The sequence below is a fragment of the Streptomyces sp. NBC_01546 genome, assembly GCF_045208355.1.
Classification (GTDB): Bacteria; Actinomycetota; Actinomycetes; order Streptomycetales; family Streptomycetaceae; genus Streptomyces.
Window position 1 is genome coordinate 1,064,612 of sequence record NZ_CP109379.1, and the last position, 25,219, is coordinate 1,089,830.

At 71.8% G+C, this 25,219-nt stretch carries 20 protein-coding genes and 2 pseudogenes; 14 read left to right on the forward strand and 8 right to left on the reverse strand.

The features are described from left to right. Positions 1-1,061 precede the first annotated feature (1,061 nt). The 4 genes and pseudogenes from OHA89_RS05290 to OHA89_RS05305 all read left to right on the forward strand — a co-directional run. A pseudogene (locus OHA89_RS05290) lies at positions 1,062-1,742 on the forward strand (helix-turn-helix transcriptional regulator); the annotation flags it as partial. A gap of 92 nt (positions 1,743-1,834) precedes the next feature. Beyond that, a pseudogene (locus tag OHA89_RS05295) lies at positions 1,835-2,134 on the forward strand (hypothetical protein); the annotation flags it as partial. A gap of 15 nt (positions 2,135-2,149) precedes the next feature. Next, positions 2,150-2,476 (forward strand): response regulator transcription factor, encoded by a 327-nt coding sequence (locus tag OHA89_RS05300; protein WP_406368398.1) that lies wholly within the window; start codon positions 2,150-2,152, stop codon positions 2,474-2,476. 83 nt (positions 2,477-2,559) lie between these two features. Continuing rightward, positions 2,560-2,757: a hypothetical protein gene (locus tag OHA89_RS05305; protein WP_215148963.1), complete on the forward strand. Its 198-nt coding sequence runs from the start codon at positions 2,560-2,562 to the stop codon at positions 2,755-2,757. An 11-nt stretch (positions 2,758-2,768) separates the two neighbouring features. Here the strand turns inward: OHA89_RS05305 and OHA89_RS05310 are convergent, their stop codons facing one another. Then, complete coding sequence (locus OHA89_RS05310; protein ID WP_406365429.1) at positions 2,769-4,100, reverse strand: hypothetical protein; 1,332 nt, start codon at positions 4,098-4,100, stop codon at positions 2,769-2,771. A gap of 217 nt (positions 4,101-4,317) precedes the next feature. On the opposite strand from OHA89_RS05310, the gene OHA89_RS05315 reads away from it, so the two are divergent. The 3 genes from OHA89_RS05315 (at position 4,318) to lysA (ending at position 6,726) form a co-directional block, all read left to right on the forward strand. Continuing rightward, positions 4,318-4,773, forward strand: coding sequence for a hypothetical protein (locus tag OHA89_RS05315; protein ID WP_257553014.1), 456 nt, complete (start codon positions 4,318-4,320; stop codon positions 4,771-4,773). A 269-nt stretch (positions 4,774-5,042) separates the two neighbouring features. Then, positions 5,043-5,378, forward strand: a complete 336-nt coding sequence (locus OHA89_RS05320; protein ID WP_266613216.1) for an SAV_915 family protein — start codon at positions 5,043-5,045, stop codon at positions 5,376-5,378. A gap of 13 nt (positions 5,379-5,391) precedes the next feature. Next, positions 5,392-6,726 (forward strand): diaminopimelate decarboxylase, encoded by a 1,335-nt coding sequence (gene lysA, locus OHA89_RS05325; RefSeq protein ID WP_406365431.1) that lies wholly within the window; start codon positions 5,392-5,394, stop codon positions 6,724-6,726. A 75-nt stretch (positions 6,727-6,801) separates the two neighbouring features. Here lysA and OHA89_RS05330 read toward each other — a convergent pair whose 3' ends face one another. The 3 genes from OHA89_RS05330 to OHA89_RS05340 form a co-directional block, all read right to left on the reverse strand. Then, positions 6,802-7,704 carry a geranyl diphosphate 2-C-methyltransferase gene (locus OHA89_RS05330; RefSeq protein ID WP_266613220.1) on the reverse strand — a complete coding sequence of 301 codons (903 nt, stop codon included), beginning with the start codon at positions 7,702-7,704 and terminating at the stop codon, positions 6,802-6,804. Positions 7,705-7,719: 15 nt separating this feature from the next. After that, the gene (locus OHA89_RS05335; protein WP_266613222.1) at positions 7,720-9,069 is read right to left on the reverse strand and encodes a family 2 encapsulin nanocompartment cargo protein terpene cyclase; all 1,350 of its coding nucleotides are present in this window, start codon (positions 9,067-9,069) and stop codon (positions 7,720-7,722) included. A 108-nt stretch (positions 9,070-9,177) separates the two neighbouring features. Then, positions 9,178-10,590, reverse strand: coding sequence for a family 2B encapsulin nanocompartment shell protein (locus OHA89_RS05340; protein WP_266613224.1), 1,413 nt, complete (start codon positions 10,588-10,590; stop codon positions 9,178-9,180). A gap of 466 nt (positions 10,591-11,056) precedes the next feature. On the opposite strand from OHA89_RS05340, the gene OHA89_RS05345 reads away from it, so the two are divergent. From OHA89_RS05345 to OHA89_RS05360, 4 genes are all read left to right on the forward strand, one after another. After that, positions 11,057-11,797, forward strand: a complete 741-nt coding sequence (locus tag OHA89_RS05345; protein ID WP_406365432.1) for a Crp/Fnr family transcriptional regulator — start codon at positions 11,057-11,059, stop codon at positions 11,795-11,797. Between the two features lie 69 nt (positions 11,798-11,866). Further along, entirely contained in the window at positions 11,867-12,778 is a 912-nt protein-coding gene (locus OHA89_RS05350) for a hypothetical protein (RefSeq protein ID WP_266613228.1), read from the forward strand. Then, on the forward strand, positions 12,771-15,116 hold the full coding sequence (locus OHA89_RS05355; RefSeq protein ID WP_266613230.1) for a hypothetical protein: 2,346 nt from the start codon (positions 12,771-12,773) through the stop codon (positions 15,114-15,116). The genes OHA89_RS05350 and OHA89_RS05355 overlap by 8 nt, the downstream gene beginning before the upstream one ends. A gap of 18 nt (positions 15,117-15,134) precedes the next feature. Then, positions 15,135-16,283: a hypothetical protein gene (locus OHA89_RS05360; RefSeq protein ID WP_266613232.1), complete on the forward strand. Its 1,149-nt coding sequence runs from the start codon at positions 15,135-15,137 to the stop codon at positions 16,281-16,283. 75 nt (positions 16,284-16,358) lie between these two features. Here the strand turns inward: OHA89_RS05360 and OHA89_RS05365 are convergent, their stop codons facing one another. Continuing rightward, positions 16,359-17,546 (reverse strand): glycoside hydrolase family 64 protein, encoded by a 1,188-nt coding sequence (locus OHA89_RS05365; RefSeq protein WP_266613233.1) that lies wholly within the window; start codon positions 17,544-17,546, stop codon positions 16,359-16,361. 179 nt (positions 17,547-17,725) lie between these two features. Here OHA89_RS05365 and OHA89_RS05370 point away from each other — a divergent pair, with 179 nt between their 5' ends. Continuing rightward, the gene (locus tag OHA89_RS05370; RefSeq protein ID WP_266613234.1) at positions 17,726-19,444 is read left to right on the forward strand and encodes a serine/threonine-protein kinase; all 1,719 of its coding nucleotides are present in this window, start codon (positions 17,726-17,728) and stop codon (positions 19,442-19,444) included. Between the two features lie 82 nt (positions 19,445-19,526). Here OHA89_RS05370 and OHA89_RS05375 read toward each other — a convergent pair whose 3' ends face one another. Both OHA89_RS05375 and OHA89_RS05380 read right to left on the reverse strand, forming a co-directional pair. Then, positions 19,527-20,957, reverse strand: coding sequence for a DUF2252 domain-containing protein (locus OHA89_RS05375; RefSeq protein WP_266613235.1), 1,431 nt, complete (start codon positions 20,955-20,957; stop codon positions 19,527-19,529). Between the two features lie 93 nt (positions 20,958-21,050). After that, the gene (locus OHA89_RS05380) at positions 21,051-21,377 is read right to left on the reverse strand and encodes a carboxymuconolactone decarboxylase family protein (RefSeq protein ID WP_257553027.1); all 327 of its coding nucleotides are present in this window, start codon (positions 21,375-21,377) and stop codon (positions 21,051-21,053) included. A gap of 270 nt (positions 21,378-21,647) precedes the next feature. Between OHA89_RS05380 and OHA89_RS05385 the strand changes: the two genes are divergently transcribed. Continuing rightward, a complete protein-coding gene (locus tag OHA89_RS05385) occupies positions 21,648-23,042 on the forward strand; it encodes an MFS transporter (protein ID WP_406365433.1) in 1,395 nt (464 codons plus the stop codon). 34 nt (positions 23,043-23,076) lie between these two features. On the opposite strand, the gene OHA89_RS05390 is transcribed toward OHA89_RS05385, so the two are convergent. Beyond that, positions 23,077-24,258, reverse strand: coding sequence for a glutamate--cysteine ligase (locus tag OHA89_RS05390; protein ID WP_406365434.1), 1,182 nt, complete (start codon positions 24,256-24,258; stop codon positions 23,077-23,079). Positions 24,259-24,575: 317 nt separating this feature from the next. Between OHA89_RS05390 and OHA89_RS05395 the strand changes: the two genes are divergently transcribed. Then, positions 24,576-24,776: a hypothetical protein gene (locus tag OHA89_RS05395; protein WP_257553030.1), complete on the forward strand. Its 201-nt coding sequence runs from the start codon at positions 24,576-24,578 to the stop codon at positions 24,774-24,776. Positions 24,777-25,219: the final 443 nt, after the last annotated feature.

Consider the following 25,219-nt stretch of genomic DNA (forward strand, 5'->3'; position numbering starts at 1 on the left):
GCAAGACGGTGCTCGCCGCCCACTGGGCGGCCAAGGGACTCGCGCCGCGGCCCCCCGTATGGCTGACCGTCGAGCCCGGTGATGCTCCGGGCGCCTTCTGGGCGTACGTCCTGGAAGCCCTCCACCGGGGCGGGGTGGTACTGCCGGCCGAGGTGGGCAGGCCCACCCGCGCCGAAGGGGTGAGCCAGTCACTGCTGGTGCGGCTGGCGGAAGGGCTGTCCGGGCAGCCGGAGCCCGTGGTGCTGGTGCTCGACCGGTTCGACGCGGCCCGCGCCCCCGCGATCACGGACGGACTGGACTTCGTGATCCGGAACGCCGCCGAGGGTCTGCGCACCGTGCTCACCAGCCGAACGGACGCGCTGCTTCCACTGCACCGCTACCGGGCGGCCGACGAGATCACCGAGATCCGCCAAGCAGACCTGCAGTTCAGCCGGGCGGACGCCGAAACTCTCCTCGGCAAGCACCGGCTGGAGATCTCGCCGGAGGGCATCCGGCTTCTCGTGGACAGAACCGAGGGATGGGCGGCGGGGGTGCGCCTGTGCGCCCTGGCGATGCAGCGCAGCACCGACCCCGAGGAGTTCTTGCGCCAGTTCGCCGCCGACCGCACCACGATCGCCGACTACCTGCTCAACGAGGTGCTCGACGCCCAGCCGCCGGCCACTCAGGATCTGCTGCTGCGCGCCTGCGTCACCGACCGGATCCACCCGGACCTCGCGGACGCGCTGACCGGCCGCGATGACGCCGCTCAGACACTCGCCGGGCTCGCCCACTCCAACACGTTCCTCGAACAGGTCGACGCAACGGCCTGGTACCGGCTGCACCCGCTGTTCGCCGAAGTCCTGCGCGCGCACCTGCGGCAACGCTGCCCCGGCCTCGAGCCCCGGTTGCACGGGCGGGCCGCGCGCTGGCTCGCCCGGGCCGGGCAGCTGACGGAGGCCGTGACGCAGGCCGCCGCCGCCGGTGACTGGGAGTTCGCGGCGGGACAGCTGATCGACAACGTGGCGATCGGCCGGCTCTTCACGGGCCTGGAAACGGACCAGCTGGGCGGTGCGTTCGCCGACATGCCGGCCGACACGAAGGGCGCCGCACCGGCCCTGGTCGGCGCGGCCCGCAGACTGACCGATCAGGACCTGCCCGGATGTCAGGCCGGGCTGCGGCGGGCGGACCTGTACCTGACCGACGCCTCGGGTCCGCAGGCGAGGCTCTGCCGCGCCTTCCTCGGGGTCCTCGCGGGGCGGCTGGCGGGCGACCTGGCGGCCACCGAGCGTGCGGCGGCCGACGCCGACGATCTGCTCGAGCGCATCCCGCCGCGTCTGCTCGCCGGACACCCCGAGATCCGGGCCCTGATCCTGGCGGCCCTCGGCTCGGTCGAGCTCGGCGCCGGACGCCTCGACCGCGCCGAGTCCGCGCTGACGGCGGCGGTCGAGGCCTCCGGCGGGCAGGGGACGGAGGCCTCGCTCTGCGACGCGCTGGGATCACTGGCCCTGGTCGAGCTGCTGGGCGGCCGGCTGCGGCAGGCGACCGAGCACGCCCGCGCCTCGCTCGCCGTCGCCGAGCGGTCCGCACTTCCCCCGGAGCGCCGGGCACGTGTCGGCCACCTCGTCCTGGCGGGCGTCTCGGTCGAGCACGACGACCTGCCGGCCGCCCGCTCCCATCTCGACCTGGCGACCTTGGCGGCGGGTCCCCGTCCGGAGCCCGTGGCCGTGGTCGAGGCCGCCGTCATCGGCGCGCGGCTGGCCGCGGCCGAGGGCGACGGGGAGGGGCGCTCGCCGCCGTCCACGCGCTCGGGCCGGCCGCGTTCCCGTCCCGGCTGTCCGCGTGGGCGCTCGACGAGCTGGCCGTCGCCGAGGCGTCCGCGTACCTCGCGCGCGCAGACGCCGCCGCGGCCCTGGTCGTCCTGGACGCGGTGCCCTCGGACCGGCCGGAGCATGCGCTGGCCCGGGCCCGCGCCCTGCTGGCGGCGGGACGCGGCGACGACGCGGTCGAGTCGCTGGCCGGGCTGTCGGACGAAGCGGGCGTTCCGAGATCCGTGCGGGCGCAGGCGTGCCTGCTCCGGGCGCAGATCGCCGCGTCGGACGGCGCCTCCGAGGAGACGCGGCGCCGGCTCGGTCAGGCGCTGGCGCTGGCCCGGCCTGAGGAGCTGCGCCGGATGTTCGCCGAGAGCGGCCCCTGGGTAGGCCGGATCCTGCGCCAGGACCCGCAACTGGCCCGGCTGCACAGCTGGCTGCCCTCCCTCGCCCCGGGGCGTGCCGGCTCTGCGGCCGGCGAGCGGCCAGCTGTGGTGGAGGCGCTGAGTGAGCGGGAGACCGAGGTGCTGCGCAAGGCCGCACAGCTGCTGTCCACGGAGGAGATCGCCGCCGAGCTGTACGTGTCGGCCAACACGGTCAAGACCCATCTGAAGAGCATCTACCGCAAGCTCTCCGCCACCCGGCGCAGCGAGGCCGTCCACCGGGCCCAGGACCTCGGGATCCTGTGACTCCCCCGAACCAGGCGATGCCGAGAAGGTGGTCGGGGACCGACCATGGAAGGTGAGGTCGGACGAGAGAGGTGAGTGCTCTCATGCGCTACGAATTCCGCATAGCGGGCATCGTGCCGGACGCACTCGCCGCGAGCTTCCCCGAGCTCGACCGGATGCCCCTGCGGGAGCAGACCCTCTTCCTGGGCACCGTGGCGGACGAGGCCCACCTGTACGGGCTCCTCACCCGCTTCCAGTCCCTGGGCATGCGCGTGGTCGAGATGCGTCAGCAGCCTGCCTGACGGGGCGGCGGCTACGACTTGCCGGCACGCTCGGTGGGTTCGCTGTTGCGGCCGCCGGCCGCGAGGAGCGCGAGTACGGCGAGCACGGCGAGGAGGATGACCACCATCAGCAGCACCGTCAGCACCGTCGGGTGGTTCCACAGCGCGAACACCAGCGCGATCACCAGCAGGGCCGCGAGGGTGAGCCACCGCCGGTAGGCGTCCACCCAGGTACCGACCTTGCCGGTGTGCACCCCGTGACCACTGCCCCAGCGCGCGGCGGAGTCGGCCATGGTCTCGGCCTTCCCGCGCACGGCGATCGGCAGTCGGCCGGCTCCGGACAGGTAGGCGCCGATCGCCACCACGATTCCCAGCACGATCGCGGTGCGGATGCTGACGCGCAGGAAGCGGACGAGGGTGTCGAAGACGGCGGCGGCCGCGGCCGGGGACTGCACCTCCGCCGGCAGGTGATCGAGGTAGTAGCGGCGGGCGATCACGAGGCCGATGGCGAGGATCAGGCAGGCCGCGGCCGCGCAGAGGGTGGTGGTCACCAGCGCCCTGCGACGGCGCCGGGCGAGCAGCACCCCGATGGCCCCGAGAACCACGGTGAGCACGGGCAGCCAGTTGCCGACGACGTCGAGCAGGTGCACCGCGTTCCTGATCTTGGCCAGCTTGTCGGACTGGAAGAGCACCATCTGCTTGTTGACCTCGGGGATCTTCTCCGCCGGGGAGAGGCCGGCGGCCACCAGATCCTCCTTGACCCGCTCCACCGCGACGCCGACGTCAAGGGTGACGGTGCCGTCACTGACCCCGACCGCGCCCCGGCCCTCACCGGTGAGCGCGCGTACGACGGCCGTGTGTGCGGCCCGGTTGGCCTCGGTCCACACCTTCTCGAACCGGTCGCTGTCGACGAAGCGCGTCGCCACCTTGGTGACGGCCTGGTCGACGGCCGAGTCGAGCTGCGGCCCCAGCGCCTTGACGGCCGTACTGGCGCGCGGCGGCAGTCCCTGGGACTCCAGCCACGCCGCGATGTCCGCCGCGACCCGGGGGCCGTCGACCCGGACATCGGCTGCCTCGGTGATGCGGTGGACGGTGGCGGCCTCGATCGCGGGGTCGGATGCGAGCGGGGACACCGTCGACACGTACCGGTCGGTGTCCAGCACGATGTCGTGCACCCACACGGTGAGCAGGGAGACCGGTACGAGAATGCAGGTGAGCGTGATCAGCACGGCCGAGACCGTGCTCATCGCGATCCGCTTGGCGCGGGAGCCCTCGTGCGCCTTGCCGGACGGGGCCGACGGCGACGACGGGGCGGACGACGCGGACGGCTGGGGCGGCTCGGGCGGCTCGGGCGGCGTACTCATGGCACTCCCAGGGGACGACCGCGGCGAAGCTGCCGCTGCCGTCCATTGGACACGCACCGTAGCGACGTTCGCACGCCGGGTTGCTCCCTCCGGGCGGCGCCGTGGCCCAGTAGCGGTACGAAGATCACCCGCATCGGGTGATCACGGGAACCCGCTTCCTCGTGATGCTGGGAGGAAGGCACGGCCGGCCCGCAACGACAGCTGTGAGGTGACTTCCATGAGCCAGCAGACACCGACCGGAGGGAACTGGAACACCGGACCCGCTCCCGGCACGACACCACTGACCGAAGGTGGCGGCGACACGATCAGCGGCGGCGTGCTCTTCGCCGCCGTGATGCTGATCGTCTCGGGCTGCCTGGCCGTGTTCGAGGGCATCGCGGCCATAGCGAACGACGACGTCTACCTCAGGATCGGGAGCTACGTCTTCGAGTTCGACCTGACGGCGTGGGGCTGGATCCACCTCATCATCGGAATCATCGTCGTCCTCGCCGGGATAGGCATCTTCGCCGGCTCGGGCCTGGCCCGTGGAGCGGGCATCGGGCTGGCAGGCCTCAGCATCATTCTCAACTTCATGTGGCTGCCGTATCAGCCCTGGTGGGCGATCATCATCATCGCGATCGACGCGATCATCATCCTGGCCCTGTGTACCGGCTGGAAGAAGCAAACCGGCTGACGCCGGCGACAGACCCTGCTCGGCGCGCCGCCCGGCCCTGCCCGGCGACGCGCCGAGCAGGGCTGCGCGCTGCCGGGGGGCGGACGCATCCCTGACGCGACCCGACGCCGCGTCAGGGACCCGTATGAACTCGGCCGGTCGTCGTCAAGGACCCGTCATGGGGTGGCGGCAGGTGCGGGAACCCGGGGATAGCTTCGGTGTCGCGCCCCGGACTGCCTCCCCGCACCCGGGGCCTCAACCGCCACTCGTGGTTCCTCCGGGAGGGCCCCATGTGTTTGTTCCCGTACGAAGACGACCCCGATCCTGAAGAACGCGTCCCGGCCGGACCCCTCTGCGTGCCCGTCCGGCCGGGAACAGCGGAGGTGGTGCTCCGGATGTTCCGCACCCCTCTCGGCGACCGCACCGCCGTCGGATTCACCCGCCCCGACCTGCTGGCCGCGACGCTCGGCGCGGAGCAGCCCTGGATCCGGCTCTCCGAATCGGCGCTCCGCGCGGTGGCTTCGCCGCTCGGCGTGCGCCTGGTGACGATCGACCCGGCCCTCTCCGCCCCCGCCGTCACCCCGGTGCCGGCGAGGACGACCGACGTCACAGTCCGCGTTCTCTGAGGGGGAAGTCCCGATGACCATTGCCGTACTCTCCGACGTCGCCACCGGCGCGGAGGATCTGTCCATATGGCCCGCCTCCACGGAGCGGCTCCCGCACGGCGGCCTGGCCGTCGGCGGGGTCTCCCTCACCGAGATCGCCGAGCGGTTCGAGACCCCGGTCTACGTCCTGGACGAGGGTGAGGTGCGCGGGCGCTGCCGGACCTACCGGGAGGCCTTCCCCGGCGCCGATGTCCACTACGCCGCGAAGGCGTTCCTCTCCCGCGCCATGGTGCGCTGGGTGCAGGAGGAGGGACTGGGCCTGGACGTGTGTTCCGCCGGGGAGCTGGAGCTCGCCGTCACCGCCGGCTTCCCGCCCGAGCGGATCGTGCTGCACGGCAACGCCAAATCGCCCCGCGACCTGGAAGCGGCGCTCCGCCTCGGCGTGGGGCGGATCGTCATCGACGGTCCGTCGGAGATCGCCCGGATCGCGGCCGCCGTCGGACCCGAGGGGCACCAGAAGGTCATGGTGCGGGTGGTGCCGGGCGTCTCGGCCGGGGGCCACGACAAGATCCGCACGGGCACGGAGGACCAGAAGTTCGGGCTGTCGCTCACCGACGGGGGCGCGCAGCACGCCGTCGCCCGGATCCTGGGCCAGCCGCAGCTCGAACTGACCGGCCTGCACTGCCACATCGGATCCCAGATCACCGACGTGAAGCCCTACCTGGTGGCCCTGCGCCGCATGGTCGGGCTGATGGCCCGCATCCGTGACACCCACGGCATCGTCCTGCCCGAACTGGACATGGGCGGCGGCCACGGCATCGCCTACCGGCCCGGCGAACCCGCCCTCGACCTCACCGCACTCGCCCGACGGCTGCGCGCCGAGCTGGTCGAAGGGTGCGGTGCGGCCCGGCTGACCGTGCCCCGGCTCCTCATCGAACCCGGGCGGGCCGTCGTCGGGCCGGCCGGAGTCGCGCTGTACCGGGTCCTCGCCGTCAAACACACCGGCGAGAGGGTGTTCGTCGCCGTCGACGGCGGTATGAGCGACAACCCGCGCCCCGCCCTGTACGGGGTGCGCTACGCGCCCCGCCTGATCGGCCGCCACTCGACGGCCGGCCCCCGTACGGCCACGGTCGTCGGCCGGCACTGCGAGGCCGGCGACATCCTCGCCGCCGACGTGGAACTGCCCGACGACATCCACCCCGGAGACCTGCTCGCCGTACCCGTGGCCGGTGCGTATCAACTGTCCATGGCGTCCGGCTACAACCTCGTCGGCCGCCCCGCGGTCATCGCGGTCCACGAGGGCGCGGCCCGGGTCCTCGTACGGCGCGAGACGCTGGAGGACTTCCGCAACCGGGACATCGGCGCATAGAGCCTCGCGCCGACGCCGAAAGCGCCGGGTCCGTCGGGTGACGGGTCCGGCCCTTTCAGGCGGCGGCGGTCGGGGTCAGATGCGGTCGGCCGCGATCAGGAGGTACTGGAAGGAGCCGTCCTTGTAGGAGTTGATGAACGCCTCTTCGATGCCGGTGACCAGGCGCGAGGTGGCCCGCAGCTCCCAGTAGGGCAGGGTCGCGGGAGTCAGGTCGATGACGGCCTGCGGTACGAGGCGGTTGTCGGCCATGGCGCGCATGTACTCCCGGCGGGAGTGGATGTTGCACTCGAAGTGCGCGTTGATCTGGGAGACCCACTTCGAGGGCTGGCCGTAACGCGGGTTCCAGCAGCCCGTGATGGTCACGTAGCGGCCGCCGACCTCGAGGACGCGGGAGTGCTCGGCGAAGAGGTCGTCCAGGTCGACGTACATGCTCGACTCGTTGTTCCACGAGGCTGCCGCCTGCCCGGTCTCGAAGGGCGTGCCGAGCATGTTGCAGACACGGGCGCGGACGTGGTCCTCGATGCCGAGTTCATGGGCGCGCTGGTTGGCGAAGTCGGCCTGCTTGGCCGACAGGGTGACGCCCTCGACCTTGCATCCGAAGCGCTGGTGGGCCATGACCATCGAACCGCCGCGGCCGCAGCCGGCGTCCACGAGCGTGTCGTCGCGCTCGATGGGGCCGAGGTGGTCCAAAAGCAGTTCGGCCTGCGCCGACTCCAGGCGGTGGAGCTCGGCGATCAGCTTCTTCTCGTATGCGCTGTCGTCGGCGTCGCCGAGGGCGGCGTGGTCCACGTCGCCGATGCCGTAGTGGTGGTGGTAAAGACCGTCGACGTCGCCGAGGCGCAGGTTCACGGGCCTGGCCTCGTTGTTCCAGTAACGGGCGATGTCCCCCTGATAGGGCGTCGCCGGGCCAGGGATAAATGCCGAGGTACCGGCCGAAGTGGCGGTAGCAGTGGCGGTGTTGAGATCGGTGCTAGTCATGGATACATCCCATCTTTACCAGAAATCGGGCAGGCTGTAGCGATAGGTGTTGGTCTGGTGCCAGTAGTGGTTGCCGTCGACCCACGCGGCCACTCCCCTCAGGAAGCGCAGCACGCTCGGGACGGGGCAGGAGGCGGCCAGGTCGGCGGCCGCGGCCTCGAAGTCGTGCATGAGGTCGTTGTGGACCTCGACCGCCTTCAGGTAGGCCTCCCGGTCCGAGATGCCCTCACGTTCCGCGATCACCACGGGCAGGTTCAGGTGCCGGCCGGGGCTGGCGAGTTCCTTGGTGTAGGAGTACAGGTCGTTGACGATGGTGGTGGCGTTCCCGGCGAGTGCGATGACCCGCTGCATGGCGGGCAGGGCATGCAGGTCCGCGGGCAGTTCGTAGCCGCCGACGGTGTCCGTGATGGTGGGGCAGGGGCGGAAGTTGTTGAACTGCCGCATCGCCAGGTACTCCCACACCTCGGGCATGTGCTCCGTCTGGGCCCACGCGGCCTCGGCGAGGTACCCGAGATGCAGACGGGCCATGTCGTGCCGGTACCGGTCGGCCTGGGAGGGGGTGGACTGCCGGACGAAGTACTCCATGGCGGAGCGGTAGGCACGCCGAGGCGCGTCCGAGTGGAGCGACTGCGCCCACTCCGGCTGGTACTCCTTCGTCGTGTGCAGGGCGTCGAGGGCGGTGTGCGCCAGCAGCAGGCGTCCGCCGAGGCCGATGGGCGAGCCGCCGTGGTCCTCGCAGTAGCAGTCGTCGACCGCGTTCTCGGCGACCATCAGCCGCGTGGCGAGCATCAGGTGCTCGACGGTGGGCGCGTCCGGATGGCAGGCGACCATGTAGCGCCCGACGTGGAAGCCGTCGAACTGGCCCTCCCAGTCCTCGGGGTAGAGCTCGACCTCGTCCAGCGCCCATGCCTTGATCCTGCGGCTGACCTCCTCCACCCGCGCCGGATCGGGCTCCGGCACCGGGTGGTAGTAGAGGCCCGGGATCGGATGGCCCTCCACCGGCGCCTCGGGCGCCGGTGGCGCCGGCGGCTCCTCGCGCCGGGCCGGGTGCAGGCCCGCCGTGCCCAGACCGCTGGGGCCGCTCAGGATCCGTTCCAGGGCAGGGCTCGGCCGCCTCACCGCCGCCGCGCCCTCCCCCACGTGCTGAGCGACCGGTTCGCCGGGGACGGGCACCGTCGCGGGCACGGCCCCCGCACCGAAGACGGGAACGAAGGGCAGGGCGGGCCCGGAAGGCAGGGCGGGGCGGGCGTCGCCGGCGGCGGCTTCGGTTCCGGAGGCGTGCGCGCGGGCGAGGACGTGGGCCCCGAAGCGGGCCGCGGCGGCAGGCAGGCTCGACTGCAGAGGGGAAAGCCCAGGATCGGGCATCCGTAGCTCCTTGGTGAGGTGGGTGGGCTGTCCCGGATCCCGGGCATGCTCGGTCGGCCCGGGAGGGTCCGGGCTGTCGTGACCGTGGGGAAGTTCTCCGGAGAGGGCCTAGTCGCGCCTGCGGGCGATCTGCACGTTCTCCAGCACGCCGAGCGCGTCGGGCACCAGGATCGCGGCGGAATAGTAGGTGGTGACCAGGTAGGAGATGATCGACCTCTCGTCGATGCCCATGAAGCGCACCGACAGACCCGGCTCGTACTCCTCCGGCAGACCGGTCTGGCGCAGGCCGATGACGCCCTGGTTGTCCGCGCCGGTTCGCATGACGAGGATCGAGCTGGTGTTCTCCTTGCTGATGGGGATCTTGTTGCAGGGCAGGATCGGGACCCCGCGCCAGGCCGGGACCAGCTGCCCGCCGACGTCTACGTGGTCCGGGTAGAGCCCGCGAGCGTTGAACTCGCGCCCGATCGCAGCGATCGCCTTGGGGTGGGCGAGGAAGAACTTGGAGCCGCGGCGGCGGCAGAGCAGCTCGTCGAGGTCGTCCGGAGTGGGCGGGCCGGAGTGGGTCTGGATCCGCTGCTTGAAGTCGGCGTTGTGCAGCAGGCCGAACTCCCGGTTGTTCACGAGTTCGTGCTCTTGCCGCTCGCGCAGCGCCTCGATGGTGAGCCGGAGTTGCTCCTCGGTCTGGTTCATCGGCTCGTTGTAGAGGTCGGCGACCCTCGTGTGGACCCGCAGAACGGTCTGCGCGATGGAGAGTTCGTACTCGCGCGGCTTGGCCTCGTAGTCGACGAAGGCGCCGGGCAGTTCGGCTTCGCCGGTGTGGCCCGCCGACATGGCGATCTCGGCCTCGCCGTGCTTGTTCTGCCGCTGACGGGGCAGGGCGCTGAACTCCCGGACGTGGGCCTGGAGGCTCGGGGCCGAGGCCAGCACGGCGGCGAAGTCGGCGCGGGAGAGCGTGAGCAGGGTGCCGGGGGTCTCGGCGGTGGCGGTGTAGTCCCACCCGCCGGCCCCGTCGAGCAGGGCGTTCTCACCGAACCGGTCGCCGCCGGCGAGCACGGCGACGGCGACCTCGTCACCGTACTGGCCGACGGAGGTCTGGTTGATGCGGCCGTGCGCGATCAGGTGGATGTGCTCGGAGGGGGCACCGCGCTCGACCAGCACCTCGCCGGCCCGGAAGTCACGCTGGACGCACCGGCCGGCGAGCGCGGTCAGCACCTCCACGTCGTCGAAGCCGCGCAGCAGGGCCAGTTCGCCGAGCTCGCGGGGGATCACCCGGACGGTGGCGCCGTCCTGGACGAAGTCGATGCGCCCGTCGCCGACGGTGTAACTCAGCCGCCGGTTCACCCGGTAGGTGCCGCCCTTGGTCTCCACCCAGGGGAGCATCCTCAGCAGCCAGCGGGAGGTGATCTCCTGCATCTGGGGGGCGGACTTGGTCGTGGTGGCAAGGTTGCGGGCGGCCGCCGTGCCCAGGCTGGACTGCTTCGGCGGCTCCAGCTGCGCTTCCGGGCTGGTGTCAACGGTCATCGGGCGAGCTCTCCTTCGTAAGGGAGGCGATCGGCATAGGTGCACGTCACCGGTGAAAGAGGAAAAAGAGGGCGAATATCAGGGAATCCGTCCAGATCCGGTGGAACATTAACGGCCGGTACCGCCATCCGCCCCGCCTGAATCGCTGGCATTACCTCGATGCAGTGATCTCGTCCCGCAGGGTGTTTGCCAGGGCGACCGACGGTATTCGGACTGGTCGAGAGCGCGCCCGGCACGCGGCGCGACCGCTCGCCAGGCCCGATCCGACGGCTCACCAGAGGAATCCGGCCAAATTCGCCACCGAACTCGACCGCCGATGGCCGCCACACTCCCCACCGGCCCCTCCGCTCTCGCCCGCGGCGGATTCGGTCAACTGCCGTGCACCCGCAGCCATTGACGTGTATGTGTCATTGCGTGGGGCTTGCCATGAGGTCGGTGGGCCGGTGCCGGTACGGGAGCGGTCGACGTGAGTCTCATCGAACAGGAGCAGCCACTGCTCCACGCGTTACGCCCGCAGGACCGGGCGGCGCTGCTGGCCCTCGGCGTACCTCGCCGCTACGAGCCCGGTGCGGTCATCCTGCCGGAACGCGCCACCACTTCCCACGTCGTGGCGATCACCGGCGGCTGGGCGGTGGTGTCGGTGACCACCGAGCGCGGCAACCGCCTGATCCTCGCCCTGCGCGGCGCCGGTGAGCTGGTGGGCGAGCTGGCCGCCATGGACCTGCGGCCGCGCAGCGCCACCGTGGCCGCCCTCGGGCCGGTGGCCGCCGTAGTGATCCCGGGCGACCGGTTCCGCGGCTTCCTCGCCGGCAGCCCCGCCGCCAGCGCGCTCGTGCTGCGCCAGCTCAGCTCGCGGCTGCGCAGCTCCGACGGCGAACGCCGCTCGCTGGCCTCGGAGAACGTGCTCCAGCGGCTCGCGGCACGGCTCGTCGAACTGGTCGAGCGGACCGGCCGCCGCAACCCCGACGCGAGCGTCACCATCGACCTGCCGCTCCCGCAGCACGACCTGGCCGCGTCCGTGGGCTCGACCCGCGAGGCGGTGGCCAAGGCCCTGCGCCTGCTGCGCGAGCGGGGCATCGTCCGCACCGCTTCCCGGCAGTTGGTGGTCACCGACCTCGAACCGCTGCGGCTGCTCGCCGGCGGGGGCGGCGGTGACGGAGCCGGGGGCGGGAGCGGGGGCCCGCGCCTACCGCGGCCGGGTGTGTAAACGGCTACATACAGCATGCCGGGGCGCCGCCATCCTGGGCGTGTCGGTTCGGCGTTCCAGGGGGGCGGAGTGAGCAACAGTCATGAGGCGGCCGTGCACCGGCTGGTGGTGAGCGCGGACATCAGAGGGTCGGGTCAGCTGGACCAGCACGCCAAACTGCGGTCGCGGCGCGCGATGTACGAGGTCTTCGAGGCGGCCTTCGAGGCGATCGGGGTACCCGTCGGACAGGTACACGTCGAAGACCGCGGCGACGGGATACTGGCCGCGCTGGACCCGGCCGTACCGCCCGCGGCTCTGGTGGGGGTGTGGCTCGAAGAGGTCCACCAGGGCCTGCGCGAGCACAACCGGGGACGGCTGGAGCCACTGCGGCTGCGCGTCGCCATGCACAGCGGGCCCGTCAGCGACGACGGCCGGGGGCTGGTGGGCCGGACCGTCGACCTGGCCTGCCGGCTGTGCGACAGCGAGCCGGCGCGGGAGGTACTGGCCGCGGACGAAACGATCGGACTGGTCTTCGTGGTCTCGGACGTCCTGTACCGCACGGTGGTCGCCGACGGCGGCCGGTTCGTCGAGCCCGAGTGCTACGCGCCGTATCCCGTACGCGTCAAGGAGACCGACGAGACGGCCTGGTTCCACGTGCCCCGGCGCTCCCGGCCGCCGCTGCCGGAGCCCGGGCGAGTGCGGCAGGACGGGGACGAGGCCGACGGGGGCGGCGCCGGGGACCGGCGGCAGGGCGACCGGCGGGAAGCGGACCGCCGGCAGGACGGGGACCGGCGGACGGGGGAACGACGGACCGGGGAACGGCGCGACGGAGACCGGCGCAACGGCGCCAAGCCCGCGCCGCCGCCGCCCGCGAAGTACGCGATCACCGTGCACGGACCCAATCAGATCGTGGACGGCGCCGAGGTGCACGGGAACGTCACCGGTGTGACCCTCACGCGCGACGAGGGCGACGCCGCGGACCGGGATGGTGGAGATGAGTGACGCAGGCGGCGCCGGAGCCGGCGCACAGGGCGGCGGAGAGGCCGCGGGCGGGAACGCGGCCGCCGCCGGGGCAGCCGGCGGCGGACCGGGCGCGGGAGGTCCCGCGGGCGGCGACGGCCGGGACTTCGCCGCGGCCCGCAGCGGCCCGTTCGGCAACAGGCTGGGGGACGGGGGCTACGACGCGGCGCGGCAGGCACGCGCGCACTTCTTCGACGTGCGCGGGCGCAACGCCGTCGTCGACGGCACCCGGGGCGACGTCCACCTGGGCGACCACCACCACTACCACGGCGGCCGGGCCGCAGCCGCCCGGCTGGTCACCGGCTCCGTGCACCGCGACGAACTCCGGCGGCTGCGGCGGGTGTTCCAGGAACCGCCCGGCTACGGGGCGGCGCGGACCCGCCTGGAGCGGCAGCGGCTGATCGCGTTGTGCGGCGACCCGGGCAGCGGACGCACGTACACGGCGCTGTCCCTGCTCGACGAGGTGACGCGCGGCCGCATCGAGCGGCTGGACCCGCGCACCGAGCTGCACCGCATCGACGGGGCCGACCTCCAGGCGGAGCACGGCTACCTGGTGGAGATCACCGGGGACGGCGTGTTCCACGCCGAGCGGCGCCCGGCCGACGAGGACCGGTACGGGGAGGACCGGGCCCGGTTCGCCGAACCTCCGGCCGAACTGCACCTGGACCGGCTCAGCTCGCTGCTGGAGCGGCACGGCGCGTACGCGATCCTGGTCGTCGAGGCGGGCGGCTTCGCGGACGAGCTGCTCCGCGGGCGGTACGGCACGCTGTTCCGGCCGCCCTCGTCCGACGGCATGCTGCGCAAACACCTGGTGGCCCTGCTGGGGCACGGCGAGGTGGAGCGGCTGGCGGCGGCCCTGGCCCTGGCCGACCGGGCGGACGTGACTGCGGCCCTCGGACTGGACCAACTGCGGCCCCATGAGGTCGAGTCGCTGGCCCGGCTCCTCGTCGACCACCTTGCGGGGAAGCTGCCCGAGGAGGAACTCCTGGCCGAGCTGCGGACCTTTGCGGCGCGGCAGGCGGAGGCCTGGTTGGCGGCGCCGGGGCGGGTGCCGCCCCGCAACCGGGCGGCGATGGCGGCGGCGACCCGGCTGGCGGCCTTCCGCACGACGGTGGCGGTGTTCAGCGGTTCGCCGTACAGCGTGGCCGCCGAGGCCGCCGAGCGGCTGGCCTGGGAGTTCGCGGTGACCATGGACCCGGCGAAGGATCCGGGCCGGGCGCTGTTCCACGACCACCAGGACGCCCGGCTCGCGGCCGCGCGGGCCGAGGTGTTCACCGGGGACGTCCGGTTCGGCAGCCGGCCGCTGGGCGTGCGCAAGGTACGCCTGCAGGGCCGGGCGCTGCCCTGGGCGGTGCTTTCCCACGCCTGGGAGGGCTACCCCAACGTGCGCGGGCCCCTGGGCCGCTGGCTGCGGACACTGTGCGACGACGGCCGGCCCGTCGCATGGGTGCCCGCCGCGCTCACCGTCGGGGCGCTGTGCCCGCGCGACCTGGCGTTCCTGTTCCAGGAGGTGGTGCTGCCGATGGCGACCTCGGACTCCCCCGAGCAGCACGTGGCCGCGGCGACGGCGCTGGCCTACGCCGCGTCCCTCGACGAGGCGGTCCGGCCGATCGTGCGCGACACGGTGCGGGCGTGGGCCCGCGACGAGGCCGACGCGGGCCTGCGCAGCACGGCGGCCCTGGTGCACGGTTACGGCACGGTCGAACGGTCCGTCTCCGCCTCCCTCGACGAACTCGGGCTGCTGGCCGGGCGCGACGACGAGGAGCTGCTGACGCACGCCTCGTACAGCGTGGCGCGGCTGGTCGTCGGCTCCCACGGGGCGACCGCACTGGCACGGCTGGGATCCTGGCTGGGCGACCGCCGCTGGAGCCGGCACGACCTGGCCCTGTTCACCGTGGACCGGCTGCTCTGGCAGCAGCCGTCCGCCCTGTGGGGCCTGGAGGACGTCCCCTGGCTCGCGGAACACCCGGGCTGGCCGGTGGTGGCGGGGCTGCTCACCGCCCGGCCGGAGGCCGCCCCCATGCTGGCGGACCTGGTGTGGACCGGACTGGACACCGCCCGGTGGCGGGCGGAGGTGGAGTCCTCCCTCGCCATCTGGATGCGTCTCGCGGACGAGGACCCCGGACTGCTGGACGTCCTGTGCGGCTTCCTCCCGCTCCTGGTGAGTGCGCAGGACGACATCGAGCGGCTGCGGAACCTGGTGCGGCGCATGGAGCGCGACCCCGACGAGTCCTTGACCGGGGCCACCACGCGGCGGCTGTACGACGCCGTGCCGCGGACCGTGATCATCCCGCCGGGTGCGTCCGGCGCCACGAGCTGAGAAGACGGAGTGATGACCATGAACTACCCCGTACACGTCGGCCCGCCCGCCCCGCCCGGGCCGCCGGCCCCGCCAGCCCCGCCCGTCGCGCCGCACCGCCCCTGGAACCCCCAGCCGCCCCATGCGGCCGCCGCGTCCCCCCGGCTGGAGGGCGAGCGCCCGGCGTCCGCACAGGCGCTGGCCGGCCCCTTCATCCGCGAGTACCGTCCGGCCTGGCCGTACCGGCACCGCAGCGCGCAGTACGTGGCCGTGCTCTACTACCGCAACCGTCCGCCGCGGGCGGTGGGACCCGAGGGCGACGAAAGCTTCCTGCTGCGCTGGTTCACCCGCCCCTACACCGCGTTCGAACTCCAGCTGGGCTGGCACACCGTCTCGTTCCAGGCCCAGTTGCCGGCGTCGGAGAGGGGCCGGTCCTTCCCCGCCGACGTGGCCGTCCGGTGGCGGGTGGCCGACCCCTGCGGCGTTGCCCGGAGCCAGGTCACCGACGTGGGCGCACTGCTCGTGCCGGAACTGGAGCAGCGGCTGCGCGACGTATCGCGCACCTACTCGATCAATCACGCCGAGGAGGTCCGCGACGCGGTCAACGAGGCGCTGACCGGACACGAGCTGGGCGTCCGGTTCGGCATGGAACTGGACGTGTTCGTGACGATCCAGGCGGACCGGCTGAGCCGGGAGCACGGCGTACGGGTCGGCGAGGTCCTCAACCAGACCGCCGTGGAACAGTTCCGCCAGCGGCTGCGGGAGATCCGGGACGACAACGAGCGCCTCCTCATCCAGCGCTGGGCGGAAAGCTTCCAGCACGCCATGGAGAAGGGCGACGACGCCGTCATGGCACAGATGATGGCCCGCAACCCGCAGGACGTGCAGGAGATCCGGAAGCTGTTCCGCAGTGAGCAGCGCGAGGAGCGCCAGGACGGCATGGAGCTCATGACCCGGTTGATCGACGGCGGGCTGCTGGAGCGCTGGGAGCTCGGCGAACAGGCCATGGTGGTCGTGGAGTTCCTGCGGTCGGGCGCCCGCCGGGTGGCCTCGGAGCCGCTGCCCGAGCTGACGGACGAGCGGCGGCGCAAGCGCGCCCTCTACTGGGAGCGGGAGCCGGACCGGGGCTCCGCCTCGGCTGCCGAGGACGGGGCGGCCGCCGGTCCCCCTGCAGACGCCGACGGGTGACGGCCGCCGCCCGGCCCGAGGAGGGCGCGGCGGGGGCCGGGCATCCCGCCGCGCCCTACGGGTCCTGGTCCTGGGCTAGTTGAACGGTTCCAGCGTCATGAAGGCCTCTTGCGGGTTGCCGTCGTGCACCAGCGACTCGTGGGCGCCCACGTCGTCGAAGGCGAAGCCGTACGCCTTACCGTCGGCCATCTGTCCGTGGATGATGCGGGAGTAGTGGTTGGTGACGGCGTCGCGGTAGAAGTTGGCGCCGTTCGCGTCGGGTTGGTTGGGGTTGGTCAGGAGCGTCGACCGGTTGTAGCCCGCGCACAGGGTGCGGGAGATCGGGCCGCGGACGAGGTCGTTGGGTGCGTCCAGGAGCTTGTAGCAGCCGAAGATGCTGTCGGAGTCCGGCTTCTGGAAGCTGGTGACCACCGCTCCTGAGCCGTTGGTGAAGTTCATGACGTTGCCCGAGACCCGGCCGTAGTACTTGGTGTTCGGCTGGTTCGCGAACGGCGTCACGGTGAGCGTGGAGGAGCTGTACTTGCTCCAGACCCGGTTGATGTAGTCGTTCATGACGCCGGGCGGGACTCCGCCCGCCTCGATGCCGTGACCGGGCGAGAGCGCTCGCAGCGGCGTGCCGTCGGGGCGGTTCTGGATCAGTCCGCCCCAGCCGGCCGAACGCAGTTGGCTGAAGACGGCGTTGTAGCCGCCCGGCTTCAGCCGGCCGGTGTTCCTGACCGTGCCGTCGGCCGCCTTCACGCCCACCGCGTAGGGAGCCGAGAACATGTCGACCTGGGTGCTGTTGATCCACAGGCCGGCGTCGTTGAGCGTGTACTCGGACCAGTTGAACAGGATGTTGCGGTTGGGGTCGGAGCTGTTCTGCACGGCAGGCTGCACCAGGCCGCCGGTGCTCAGCTTGAAGACGATCTTCTGGCCGATGGAAAAGTAGACGCGTCCCGAGAACTTGGGCATCCGGATCGTCTTGGTCTGCCCGTTGGCCGGACCCGCGATCGACGCGTCGGGCGCGGGGGTGGGGGGATTGCCTCCCGCGGGCCAAGGGTGGAACGTGCCGTTGGCGTCGGCCCAGCCCTGCTGGCCCGTCGTGAGCAGGGTTCCCAGGTTGTAGACGTAGACCGGCTCGCTGCGCCCCGAGCTGTTCTTGATCGTGAGCGGGATGGTGGCCGGTACGGCCTCCGCGGATGGCGACGGACCGAAAACCATCAGGCCGGCGGCGACGGCCAGCGCCGCGACCCCGGATGCCAGCACTTTCGATAAGCGGAACATGTTCTTCCTTACCTGTGGGGGGAAATCCGAACTGCTTGAGAGCGCTCTCAGCGTCCGGCTCCGGTCATCTCCTGTCAATGAACCTGACAGAGTCGGAGAACCCGATCGACCTCGGTAGGCTCGGTGCGGCGTTCGGGCAGGGGCAGGGCGCAACTGCCGTCAACAGGGGATGAGTCGACATGAGCGGTGCACCGTCTTTGGAGCCCTTCCGGCCCCTGGGGAACGACGACCCGCCCGTTGTGGGCGGGTACCGCCTGGCGGCGGTCCTGGGCGCGGGCGGCATGGGCAAGGTGTACCTGTCGTTCACACCTGGCGGGCGGCCCGTCGCGCTGAAGGTGATCCGCCCCGAATTCAGTGAGGATCCCGAGTTCCGGCGCCGGTTCCAGCAGGAAGTGCGATCCGCCCAGCGGGTGCAGGGCCTGTACACGGCACCGGTCATCGACTTCGACACCGACGGTGCGCAGCCGTGGCTTGCCACCTCCTACGTACCGGGGCCCTCGCTCGCCGAGGCGGTGTCGACGTACGGCGCGCTGCCGCTGCGCAGCGTGCTCCTGCTGACCGTCGGAGCCGCCGAAGCCCTGCACGTCATCCACGCCGCGGGCATCGTGCACCGCGACCTGAAACCCGCGAACGTCCTGCTCGCCGCGGACGGCCCGCGCGTCATCGACTTCGGCATCGCCCGCGCCGCCGACACCACGGCCCTCACCGGCACCGGCGTCAGCGTGGGCACGCCGGCGTTCATGGCGCCCGAACAGGCGGCGGGCGCTGCCGTGACGCCCGCCACCGACATCTTCGCCCTCGGCCAGATCGCGGCCTACGCGGCGATCGGGGCGCCCGCCTACGGCAACGGCCCCTCCCACGCCGTGCTGTACCGGATCGTCCACGAGGACCCCGACCTCAGCCGGCTGCCCTCCGAGCTGCGGCCGCTGATCGCCCGGTGCCTCAGCCGCGAGCCGGCCGGGCGGCCCGCCCTGACCGAGATCATCGAGCTGTGTCACGGCCTCTCCCCCGACCCGCTGAGGCAGGGCGAGGACTGGCTGCCGCAAACACTGGCCGGGTCCCTCACCTCGCGCCAACAGCTCCCGGAACCCGCCCGTACGCCGCCCCCCGCCGGCCCGACACCCACCGCGTACTCCCCGCACGTGCCGCCGCCCGGTTTCGGGCCGGCGCCCGGCTCGGAACCGGCGTCCGCACCCACGCGGACCGCGCCGGGCAGGCCGGGGACGGCTCCGGCCGGCCCGGGCTTCCCGCCCACTCCACCGCCTGCCGTCACCGGGCAGCAAGCCTGGGGCCCGCCGCTTCCCCCGCAGCGGCGGAAGGGCCGCGGCCTGATCATCACCGGCGCGGTGGCGGCGGCGCTGGTCGGGCTGGTCGTCGTCAACTCGCTCCTGCCGGACGGCTCGGGCAAGGACGGCTCAAAGCAGCCCGCCGCCGGCAACTCCGCCGAACCGTCGGGCGGGAAGCGGCCGGACCCGCAGCCCGTCGAGTACAAGGGCATCGACCTGACCGAGAACTACTTCGTGATGCTGGCCGACAACCCGCCGCGTCCGACCGGCAAGGAGGGCGCCGCATTCGGCAGCAAGGGTGACGTGTACTACCAGCCGCGCGTGCTCAACGTGGTGGACCGGGACGAGATCGCCACGGGCAACGGCAAGCTGGTGCTGCTGAACAGCGGGCAGCAGGGTTCTCTGGACACCTGCCGCTCGGAGACCCGTTACAGCAAGTCGATCCGCCTCGACCAACTCGGCGACGGCTCACAGCTCTGCGTCCTGAGCGATGCCGGACACATCGCGGTGGCGACGTACCGCGGCAAGTCCGGCGGGAACGATCCGAGCAAATACATCACCCTCGACCTGACCGTCTGGCGCAACGCCGAGGATCCGCAGAAGAAGGGGTGAGGGCGGACGTTGTGCGCCCCCGGAAAACGCCCGGGCCGACGCGGTCGCGGCAGCTACGAATGCCCCGTCCGACAGGCACGGGTCAGTCCGTCGGCAGTTCCTCCGCCGGCAGCCGGCCTGCGCGTACTGCGTCGACCAGGGCCTGATGGTCGCGCTCGTTCTGGTCGGCGTACGCTTCGGCGAAGGCGACGAGCGCCCGGTCGAAGGCTTCACCGCGGCCCAGGTACGCGGCGATCGCCACCCGGTCGCCCGACCGTGCGTGCGCGCGGGCGAGGGTCATGCCGCACACGTCGCCGAAGGCTGCCAGCTGCCGGGGCGACATCGTCTCCGGCATGGCGATGCCCTTCCAGTCGCGTAGCTGGCGGACGTAGAAGTCGCGCTGTTTGCCGTCGATCCCGTCCACCCGCTGCCAGCCGAGGAAGATGTCGCTCGCCGCCTGCATCAACCGCTGTCCCGAGACCACGCGCTCGCCCTGGTTGCGGTACCTGCTCGCGCCGACGTGCTCGGCGAGTACGGACGTGTCCGCTTCCTTGGCCTGGAGGAAGAGCGGGTCACGGCCGTCGCGGCCGAGGAGCAGGAAGATCCAGCAGCGGGTACCGACGCTGCCGACGCCGACCACCTTGCGCGCCACGTCCGCCAGCCGGTAGTCCGCCAGGAGTGCCCGCCGGTCCGTGCTCAGAGTGAGGCCGTAGCGTTCGAGCAGACTGCGGAACTGGCGCACGAGCGCGCTGCGCTCCTGGTCCGGCAGGAGGTCGGCGATCGGCACCAGCAACGGGGGGTCCGGCGCGATCCTGGGCCGGCCGTCGACCAGCTCCGTGAGCTTGTCGTAGACCTGCAGGCTGTCGTGCGAGCGGGCCTTCTCCATGGTGCCGGCCAGCTTCTTCTGTCCGCGCTTGCGGAGCTGCTGTGCGGCGAGGTCCTGGAGGCGGTCCGAGTCGATGCTCGCGTACCAGACCTCGAGGTTGCCCATGCCGGCGAATCCGCGCATCGCCTCGCGGTAGCCACGGACGGCGGTGCTCACGATCCGGGCACGCTCCGCGTCGTCGAATCCGTTCGCCCGGGCGGCGATGACAAGACTCGTGGCCAGTCGTTTGACGTCCCATTCCCAGGGGCCGGGCAGCGTCTCGTCGAAGTCGTTGATGTCGAACATCAGCCGTCGCTCCGGAGAGGCCAGCAGCCGGAAGTTCAGCAGGTGCGCGTCTCCGCACAGCTGGGCCGTGATCCCGGAGTCGGGGCTGCCGGCCAGGTCGGACGCCATGATCGCGGCGGCTCCCCGGTAGAACCGGAAGGGAGACTCCGACATCCTGCTGTAGCGGATCGGGACCAGTTCGGGTACCCGCGCCGCCGACTGCGCCTCCAGGATCGCCAGTGGGTCCGGCCTGTCCGGAGACGGCCGGTACACGGAGTGCCCGGACCGTGGCGAACGGCTCCGGGCCTCCTTGCCTTGGGCTGCGCGTTCCTCGGGCGTGCTGTGGGAAACCGCGCGCATCGCGGTGGCCGGGCTCTCGGACATCGATGCACTCCTGACTGGCCCTGCGGTCCTCGCGAAGGGAACGGCGCCCGTCTCCGCGCGCCCTTGATCAAGTGGTGCCGTGGGTCGTCCGCGTCAGCCTTGGGCCTCGATCTCGGCTTCGGCGACGGCGATGGCGATGCCGAGCGCCCTGGTGATGTTGCCGGCTGCCGTCATGACGCGGGCGGTGCCCACGATGGGGGCGATCGCGACCAGCACGTCCTGCAACTGCTCAGCGGTCAGACCGGCCTTGAGGGCGGGGTCGATGTGGGCGACGTAGGAGATCGGCGGAGCGTCCGAGGCGGCGAGGGCCGCGATGCGGGTGAGCAGCAGCATGTCAGGGGCCAGCCCGCAGCGCTCGAGCGAGTCGACCGTCATGGCGGCGAGGGTGTCCAGGACGGGGGTTTCGGATGCAATGGACATAGCGCACGTTCTCCTGGGGTGTCGGTGTCGACCCGCCCGAGCACGGGAGTGAAACGATGGGCGAGGATGCCCGTAATCAGTGGAATATCTTCGCTTCAACCCTAGAACCTCACCGGGTACTGCGCATGGGGGCGCGGGATGATGCGTGTGCGGTCCCCAGGGCGCCGGATCCGGGGGGCTGTTCGCCGGTCCCCAGTCGGAGTGCGCCGAGCTCAGCCGCGGCGCACGCTGGAAAGCAGGGCACCACGAGGGCAGAACGGAGCAGCGCCGATGGCTGACGCGGATGCCACGGAACGCACCGCCGGCGCCGTGCGTGGCGTGCTGGCCCCACTCGCGCTGGCCCAGTTCATCTGCAGCTTCGCCGGTTCGAACATGAACGTGATGATCAACGACATCAGCGAGGATCTGGACACGACCGTACAAGGAGTGCAGATCGCGATCACGATCTTCCTCCTGGTCATGGCGGCGCTGATGATCCCCGGCGGCAAGCTGACCGACCGCTACGGCCGCAAGCGGTGCTTCCTGACCGGCCTCGCCGTGTACGGCGTCGGCGCCTTGCTGAGCGCGATCGCGCCGGGTCTGGGCATCCTCATCCTCGGCAACTCGATCCTCGAGGGAGTCGGCACGGCACTGCTCATCCCGCCCGTCTACATCCTCACCACGCTCCTGTACACGGAAGTGACCTCACGTGCGCGTGCGTTCGGGACCATCATGGCCCTGGGAGGGATCGGCGCCGCCGCGGGGCCGCTGATCGGCGGACTCATCACCTCCGCCATCAGCTGGCGGGCGGCCTTCGTGTTCCAGGCCCTGGTGATCGCATTGATCATCATCCTGAGCCGCCGCATCAAGGATCCCCTGCCGGCGGATCCCACGCGCCCCTTCGACACAGCCGGAGCGGTCCTCTCGGCCGTCGGCCTCATCCTCATCGTCACGGGGATCCTGGCAGCCGACAACAACATCTGGCTGATGATCGCTCTGCTCGTTCTCGGCGCACTCGTGCTGCTGTGGTTCTTCCTGTCGGTACGCGCCAAGGAGCGGGCCGGCAAGGAGCCGCTCCTGTCGACGAGCCTGTTCCGCAACCGGACGTCCAACCTCGGACTCGTCACGCAGAACATCCAGTGGCTCATCCTCATGGGGACCTCGTTCGTGGTCGCCACCTATCTGCAGGTCGTCCGCGGATACGACGCGATCCAGACCGGCGTGATCTTCACGGCGGCCACCCTCGGCCTGCTCGTGTCTTCACTGGCCGCCGCGCGCCTGGCCGAACGGCACACGCAGCGCACCCTCATCATGACGGGCTTCATCGTGACGATCGCCGGAGTCGGCGTCCTGCTGAGCATGGTGAGCGGCACTCCGAGTGCGTGGGCCTTCGCCCCCGGACTCCTGCTGATCGGCCTGGGAATCGGCCTGATGCTGACCCCCTCGGTCAACGTCGTGCAGTCGAGCTTCCCCGATGAACAGCAAGGCGAGATCTCCGGGCTCTCACGCTGCATCTCCAACCTCGGCTCATCGCTCGGAACCGCGGTCGCCGGCACCATCCTCGTCGCCGGCCTCACCACGCGTGCCTACGGCGCCTCGATGATCACCCTGGCGGTTCTCGGGCTCGTCGGCCTCGCCGCTGCGGTGTTCCTCCCCCGGAGCCCGGATCCGAGCGCCACTCGCTGACCCATGGCGTCGGCACCGGACGGGAAGCGCCCGTTCAGGCGGCGGCAGTGGTCTCGGCAAGGTAGTCCACGACATCGCGCAGCCGGCCGTGGTGGCCGTAGGCGGCGCGTTGCCTCGCCGCGCCTCCGCCGTAGGTACGCAGCTGCCAGAGGTGCTGTTCGACCAGTGAGAGGTCGCCGGCGACGGCAAGCGCGGGGGCGGTCTTGGCGAGCAGCCGCTCGGCCAGGATGTGGGCGGGGAGGGTGCATCCGGTGGCCGGATCCAGGCCGACGCCTTCCATGCCGTGGCGGGCGGCCATGCGATGGGCCTCGTACAGCGCAGTCTCCGGGAACATCGGGACCGGGCGGCCTTGAGAGATGTCCGTGAGCAGCGTCGTTGCCAGGGCTCGGACGAGGGCTGCAAGGAGGACGACGGTGTCGACGTCTGCGTTGACGTCGGCGACCCGGATCTCCAGGGTGGGGACGTGTTCGGACGGCCGGGCGTACCAGTAGATCATCCGTCGGTCCAGCAGGCCCCTCTCGGCCATGAGCGAGGTGACCGCCTCCTCGTAGGCGGCCTCGTCCGGCAGCATGGGCGCCGGCCCGACGGTCGGCCAGCGGGTGTGCTCGACGGCTCGCCGGCTGGCGTAGCCGGTGTCCCGGCCGTGGACGAAGGGGGAATTCGCAGCCAGGTGCTGGAGGGTGGGCAGCCAGGGCCTCATGTGGTTGGCCAGTGCCAGAGCCTGCGCCCTGCTGGTCACGCCGACGTGGATGTGGCAGCCGCACACGATGCCGTCGTACTGCCCCAGGGCGGCGGCGAAGCCATGGGCCATGCGCTGATAGCGTTCGTCGTCGCTCACCGTCAGCGGCTCCGCGGGGTCCGTCACCGGGGTCCCGGAAGCGACCAGCAGGCATCCCTCTCCCGCCGCCGCATCCCCCATCACCCTCCGCAGGCGGACGAGCTCGGCCCGCAGCGCGGCCGCCGTCGAGACCGGCTGGGTACAGACCTCCACCTGCGCGGTGTAGAACTCACCCTGCGCCTGGCTTCCCAGCACCGTGGCCGCGGCCTCGAGGACATGCGGCGCACTGCCCGAAGGGGCCCGCGTATGGCGGTCCACCAACAGGAACTCTTCCTCCACGCCCATCGTCACCAGCCCGCTCGGCGGCGCGGGCTCCGCTTGCGGGTCAGGACGGTCCAGGAAGTCACGGCCCGCGGGCGTAGGCAGGATCAGCGTCATGGCAGTTCCCCTTCACCGGGCGGGTCCCCTGCCCTGGCGGGCAACGGAACCCGCCTCTCCCCGGCTCGGCTCTGTAGGGCCATCATCTCCCACATCCCCGGACACAGCCGTGCGGGACGCAGACCCTGGTCCGATACGTGCCTTGACCTCGGCATTCGCACGACCCCGACAACCCGGAACGGCCGTACCGGAGGGCACAGTACGTCCCTCTCGCGTCACTCCCCCGCCACGATTCGCGGTCGACGGGATGCGCATCGTGACGGACCGCGTGAGTGTGGGAGCAGAAGGCCTTCACACGCATCGAAGGAGTCACCGTCATGGGCGGTAGCCAGGACAAGCGCCGTGAGCCGGACAAGAGCCGCGAGGAACAGGAGCGCCTGCGGCGCCCGAGCCAGGACCCCGTCCACCCCGACCAGGGCCCGCCACCCCGTGGAAAGGGCCCCGACGAGATCAGCCGGCGCCGCGGGGAACACCCGCTCCAGGAAGAGCGCGACCTGCGTGACGACGAGGACTTCTGAACCGGAGCACCGCGGTCCCACGTACGCAGAGCCCCGGCCGGACACAGCCACCCCGGCCGGGGCTCTGCCATGTCTCTCCGATCGGCCGTCCGCTCCCCGGAGTCGGGCAGGGAGGAGAATGACGGGTACCCACCCCTGACAGCCGCCCGGCCGGCCTGAGGACCTGCCGACCTGCCGACCTGCCGACCTGCCAAAGGACGTGATGGCGATGTCACCGTCGCGCCCTTCCGGCGCACCGGCGCGTGCTCGGCTGTCAGCCCGGCTGGCCTTGGCCTGCGCACTGGGCGCGGTGGTGGCACTGGTGGCTGCGAGCGGCCCCGGCGGTCTGTTCATCCTCGTGGTCGGGGTGGTCGGCGCGGCGCTCGCGGCCGTGGGTACGTGGTGGGTGCTGTCCCACCACGGCGCGGTGCGGGTGGTCGGAGCACCGCTCATGACGGGCGCAC

Bases quoted from the DNA above. Each gene is read 5' to 3' on its own strand.
- OHA89_RS05300 (WP_406368398.1), top strand. From the start codon at position 2,150: ATGTTCGCCGAGAGCGGCCCCTGGGTAGGCCGGATCCTGCGCCAGGAC.
- OHA89_RS05305 (WP_215148963.1), top strand. From the start codon at position 2,560: ATGCGCTACGAATTCCGCATAGCGGGCATCGTGCCGGACGCACTCGCC.
- OHA89_RS05310 (WP_406365429.1), bottom strand. From the start codon at position 4,100: ATGAGTACGCCGCCCGAGCCGCCCGAGCCGCCCCAGCCGTCCGCGTCG.
- OHA89_RS05315 (WP_257553014.1), top strand. From the start codon at position 4,318: ATGAGCCAGCAGACACCGACCGGAGGGAACTGGAACACCGGACCCGCT.
- OHA89_RS05320 (WP_266613216.1), top strand. From the start codon at position 5,043: ATGTGTTTGTTCCCGTACGAAGACGACCCCGATCCTGAAGAACGCGTC.
- lysA (WP_406365431.1), top strand. From the start codon at position 5,392: ATGACCATTGCCGTACTCTCCGACGTCGCCACCGGCGCGGAGGATCTG.
- OHA89_RS05330 (WP_266613220.1), bottom strand. From the start codon at position 7,704: ATGACTAGCACCGATCTCAACACCGCCACTGCTACCGCCACTTCGGCC.
- OHA89_RS05335 (WP_266613222.1), bottom strand. From the start codon at position 9,069: ATGCCCGATCCTGGGCTTTCCCCTCTGCAGTCGAGCCTGCCTGCCGCC.
- OHA89_RS05340 (WP_266613224.1), bottom strand. From the start codon at position 10,590: ATGACCGTTGACACCAGCCCGGAAGCGCAGCTGGAGCCGCCGAAGCAG.
- OHA89_RS05355 (WP_266613230.1), top strand. From the start codon at position 12,771: ATGAGTGACGCAGGCGGCGCCGGAGCCGGCGCACAGGGCGGCGGAGAG.
- OHA89_RS05360 (WP_266613232.1), top strand. From the start codon at position 15,135: ATGAACTACCCCGTACACGTCGGCCCGCCCGCCCCGCCCGGGCCGCCG.
- OHA89_RS05365 (WP_266613233.1), bottom strand. From the start codon at position 17,546: ATGTTCCGCTTATCGAAAGTGCTGGCATCCGGGGTCGCGGCGCTGGCC.
- OHA89_RS05370 (WP_266613234.1), top strand. From the start codon at position 17,726: ATGAGCGGTGCACCGTCTTTGGAGCCCTTCCGGCCCCTGGGGAACGAC.
- OHA89_RS05375 (WP_266613235.1), bottom strand. From the start codon at position 20,957: ATGTCCGAGAGCCCGGCCACCGCGATGCGCGCGGTTTCCCACAGCACG.
- OHA89_RS05380 (WP_257553027.1), bottom strand. From the start codon at position 21,377: ATGTCCATTGCATCCGAAACCCCCGTCCTGGACACCCTCGCCGCCATG.
- OHA89_RS05385 (WP_406365433.1), top strand. From the start codon at position 21,648: ATGGCTGACGCGGATGCCACGGAACGCACCGCCGGCGCCGTGCGTGGC.
- OHA89_RS05390 (WP_406365434.1), bottom strand. From the start codon at position 24,258: ATGACGCTGATCCTGCCTACGCCCGCGGGCCGTGACTTCCTGGACCGT.
- OHA89_RS05395 (WP_257553030.1), top strand. From the start codon at position 24,576: ATGGGCGGTAGCCAGGACAAGCGCCGTGAGCCGGACAAGAGCCGCGAG.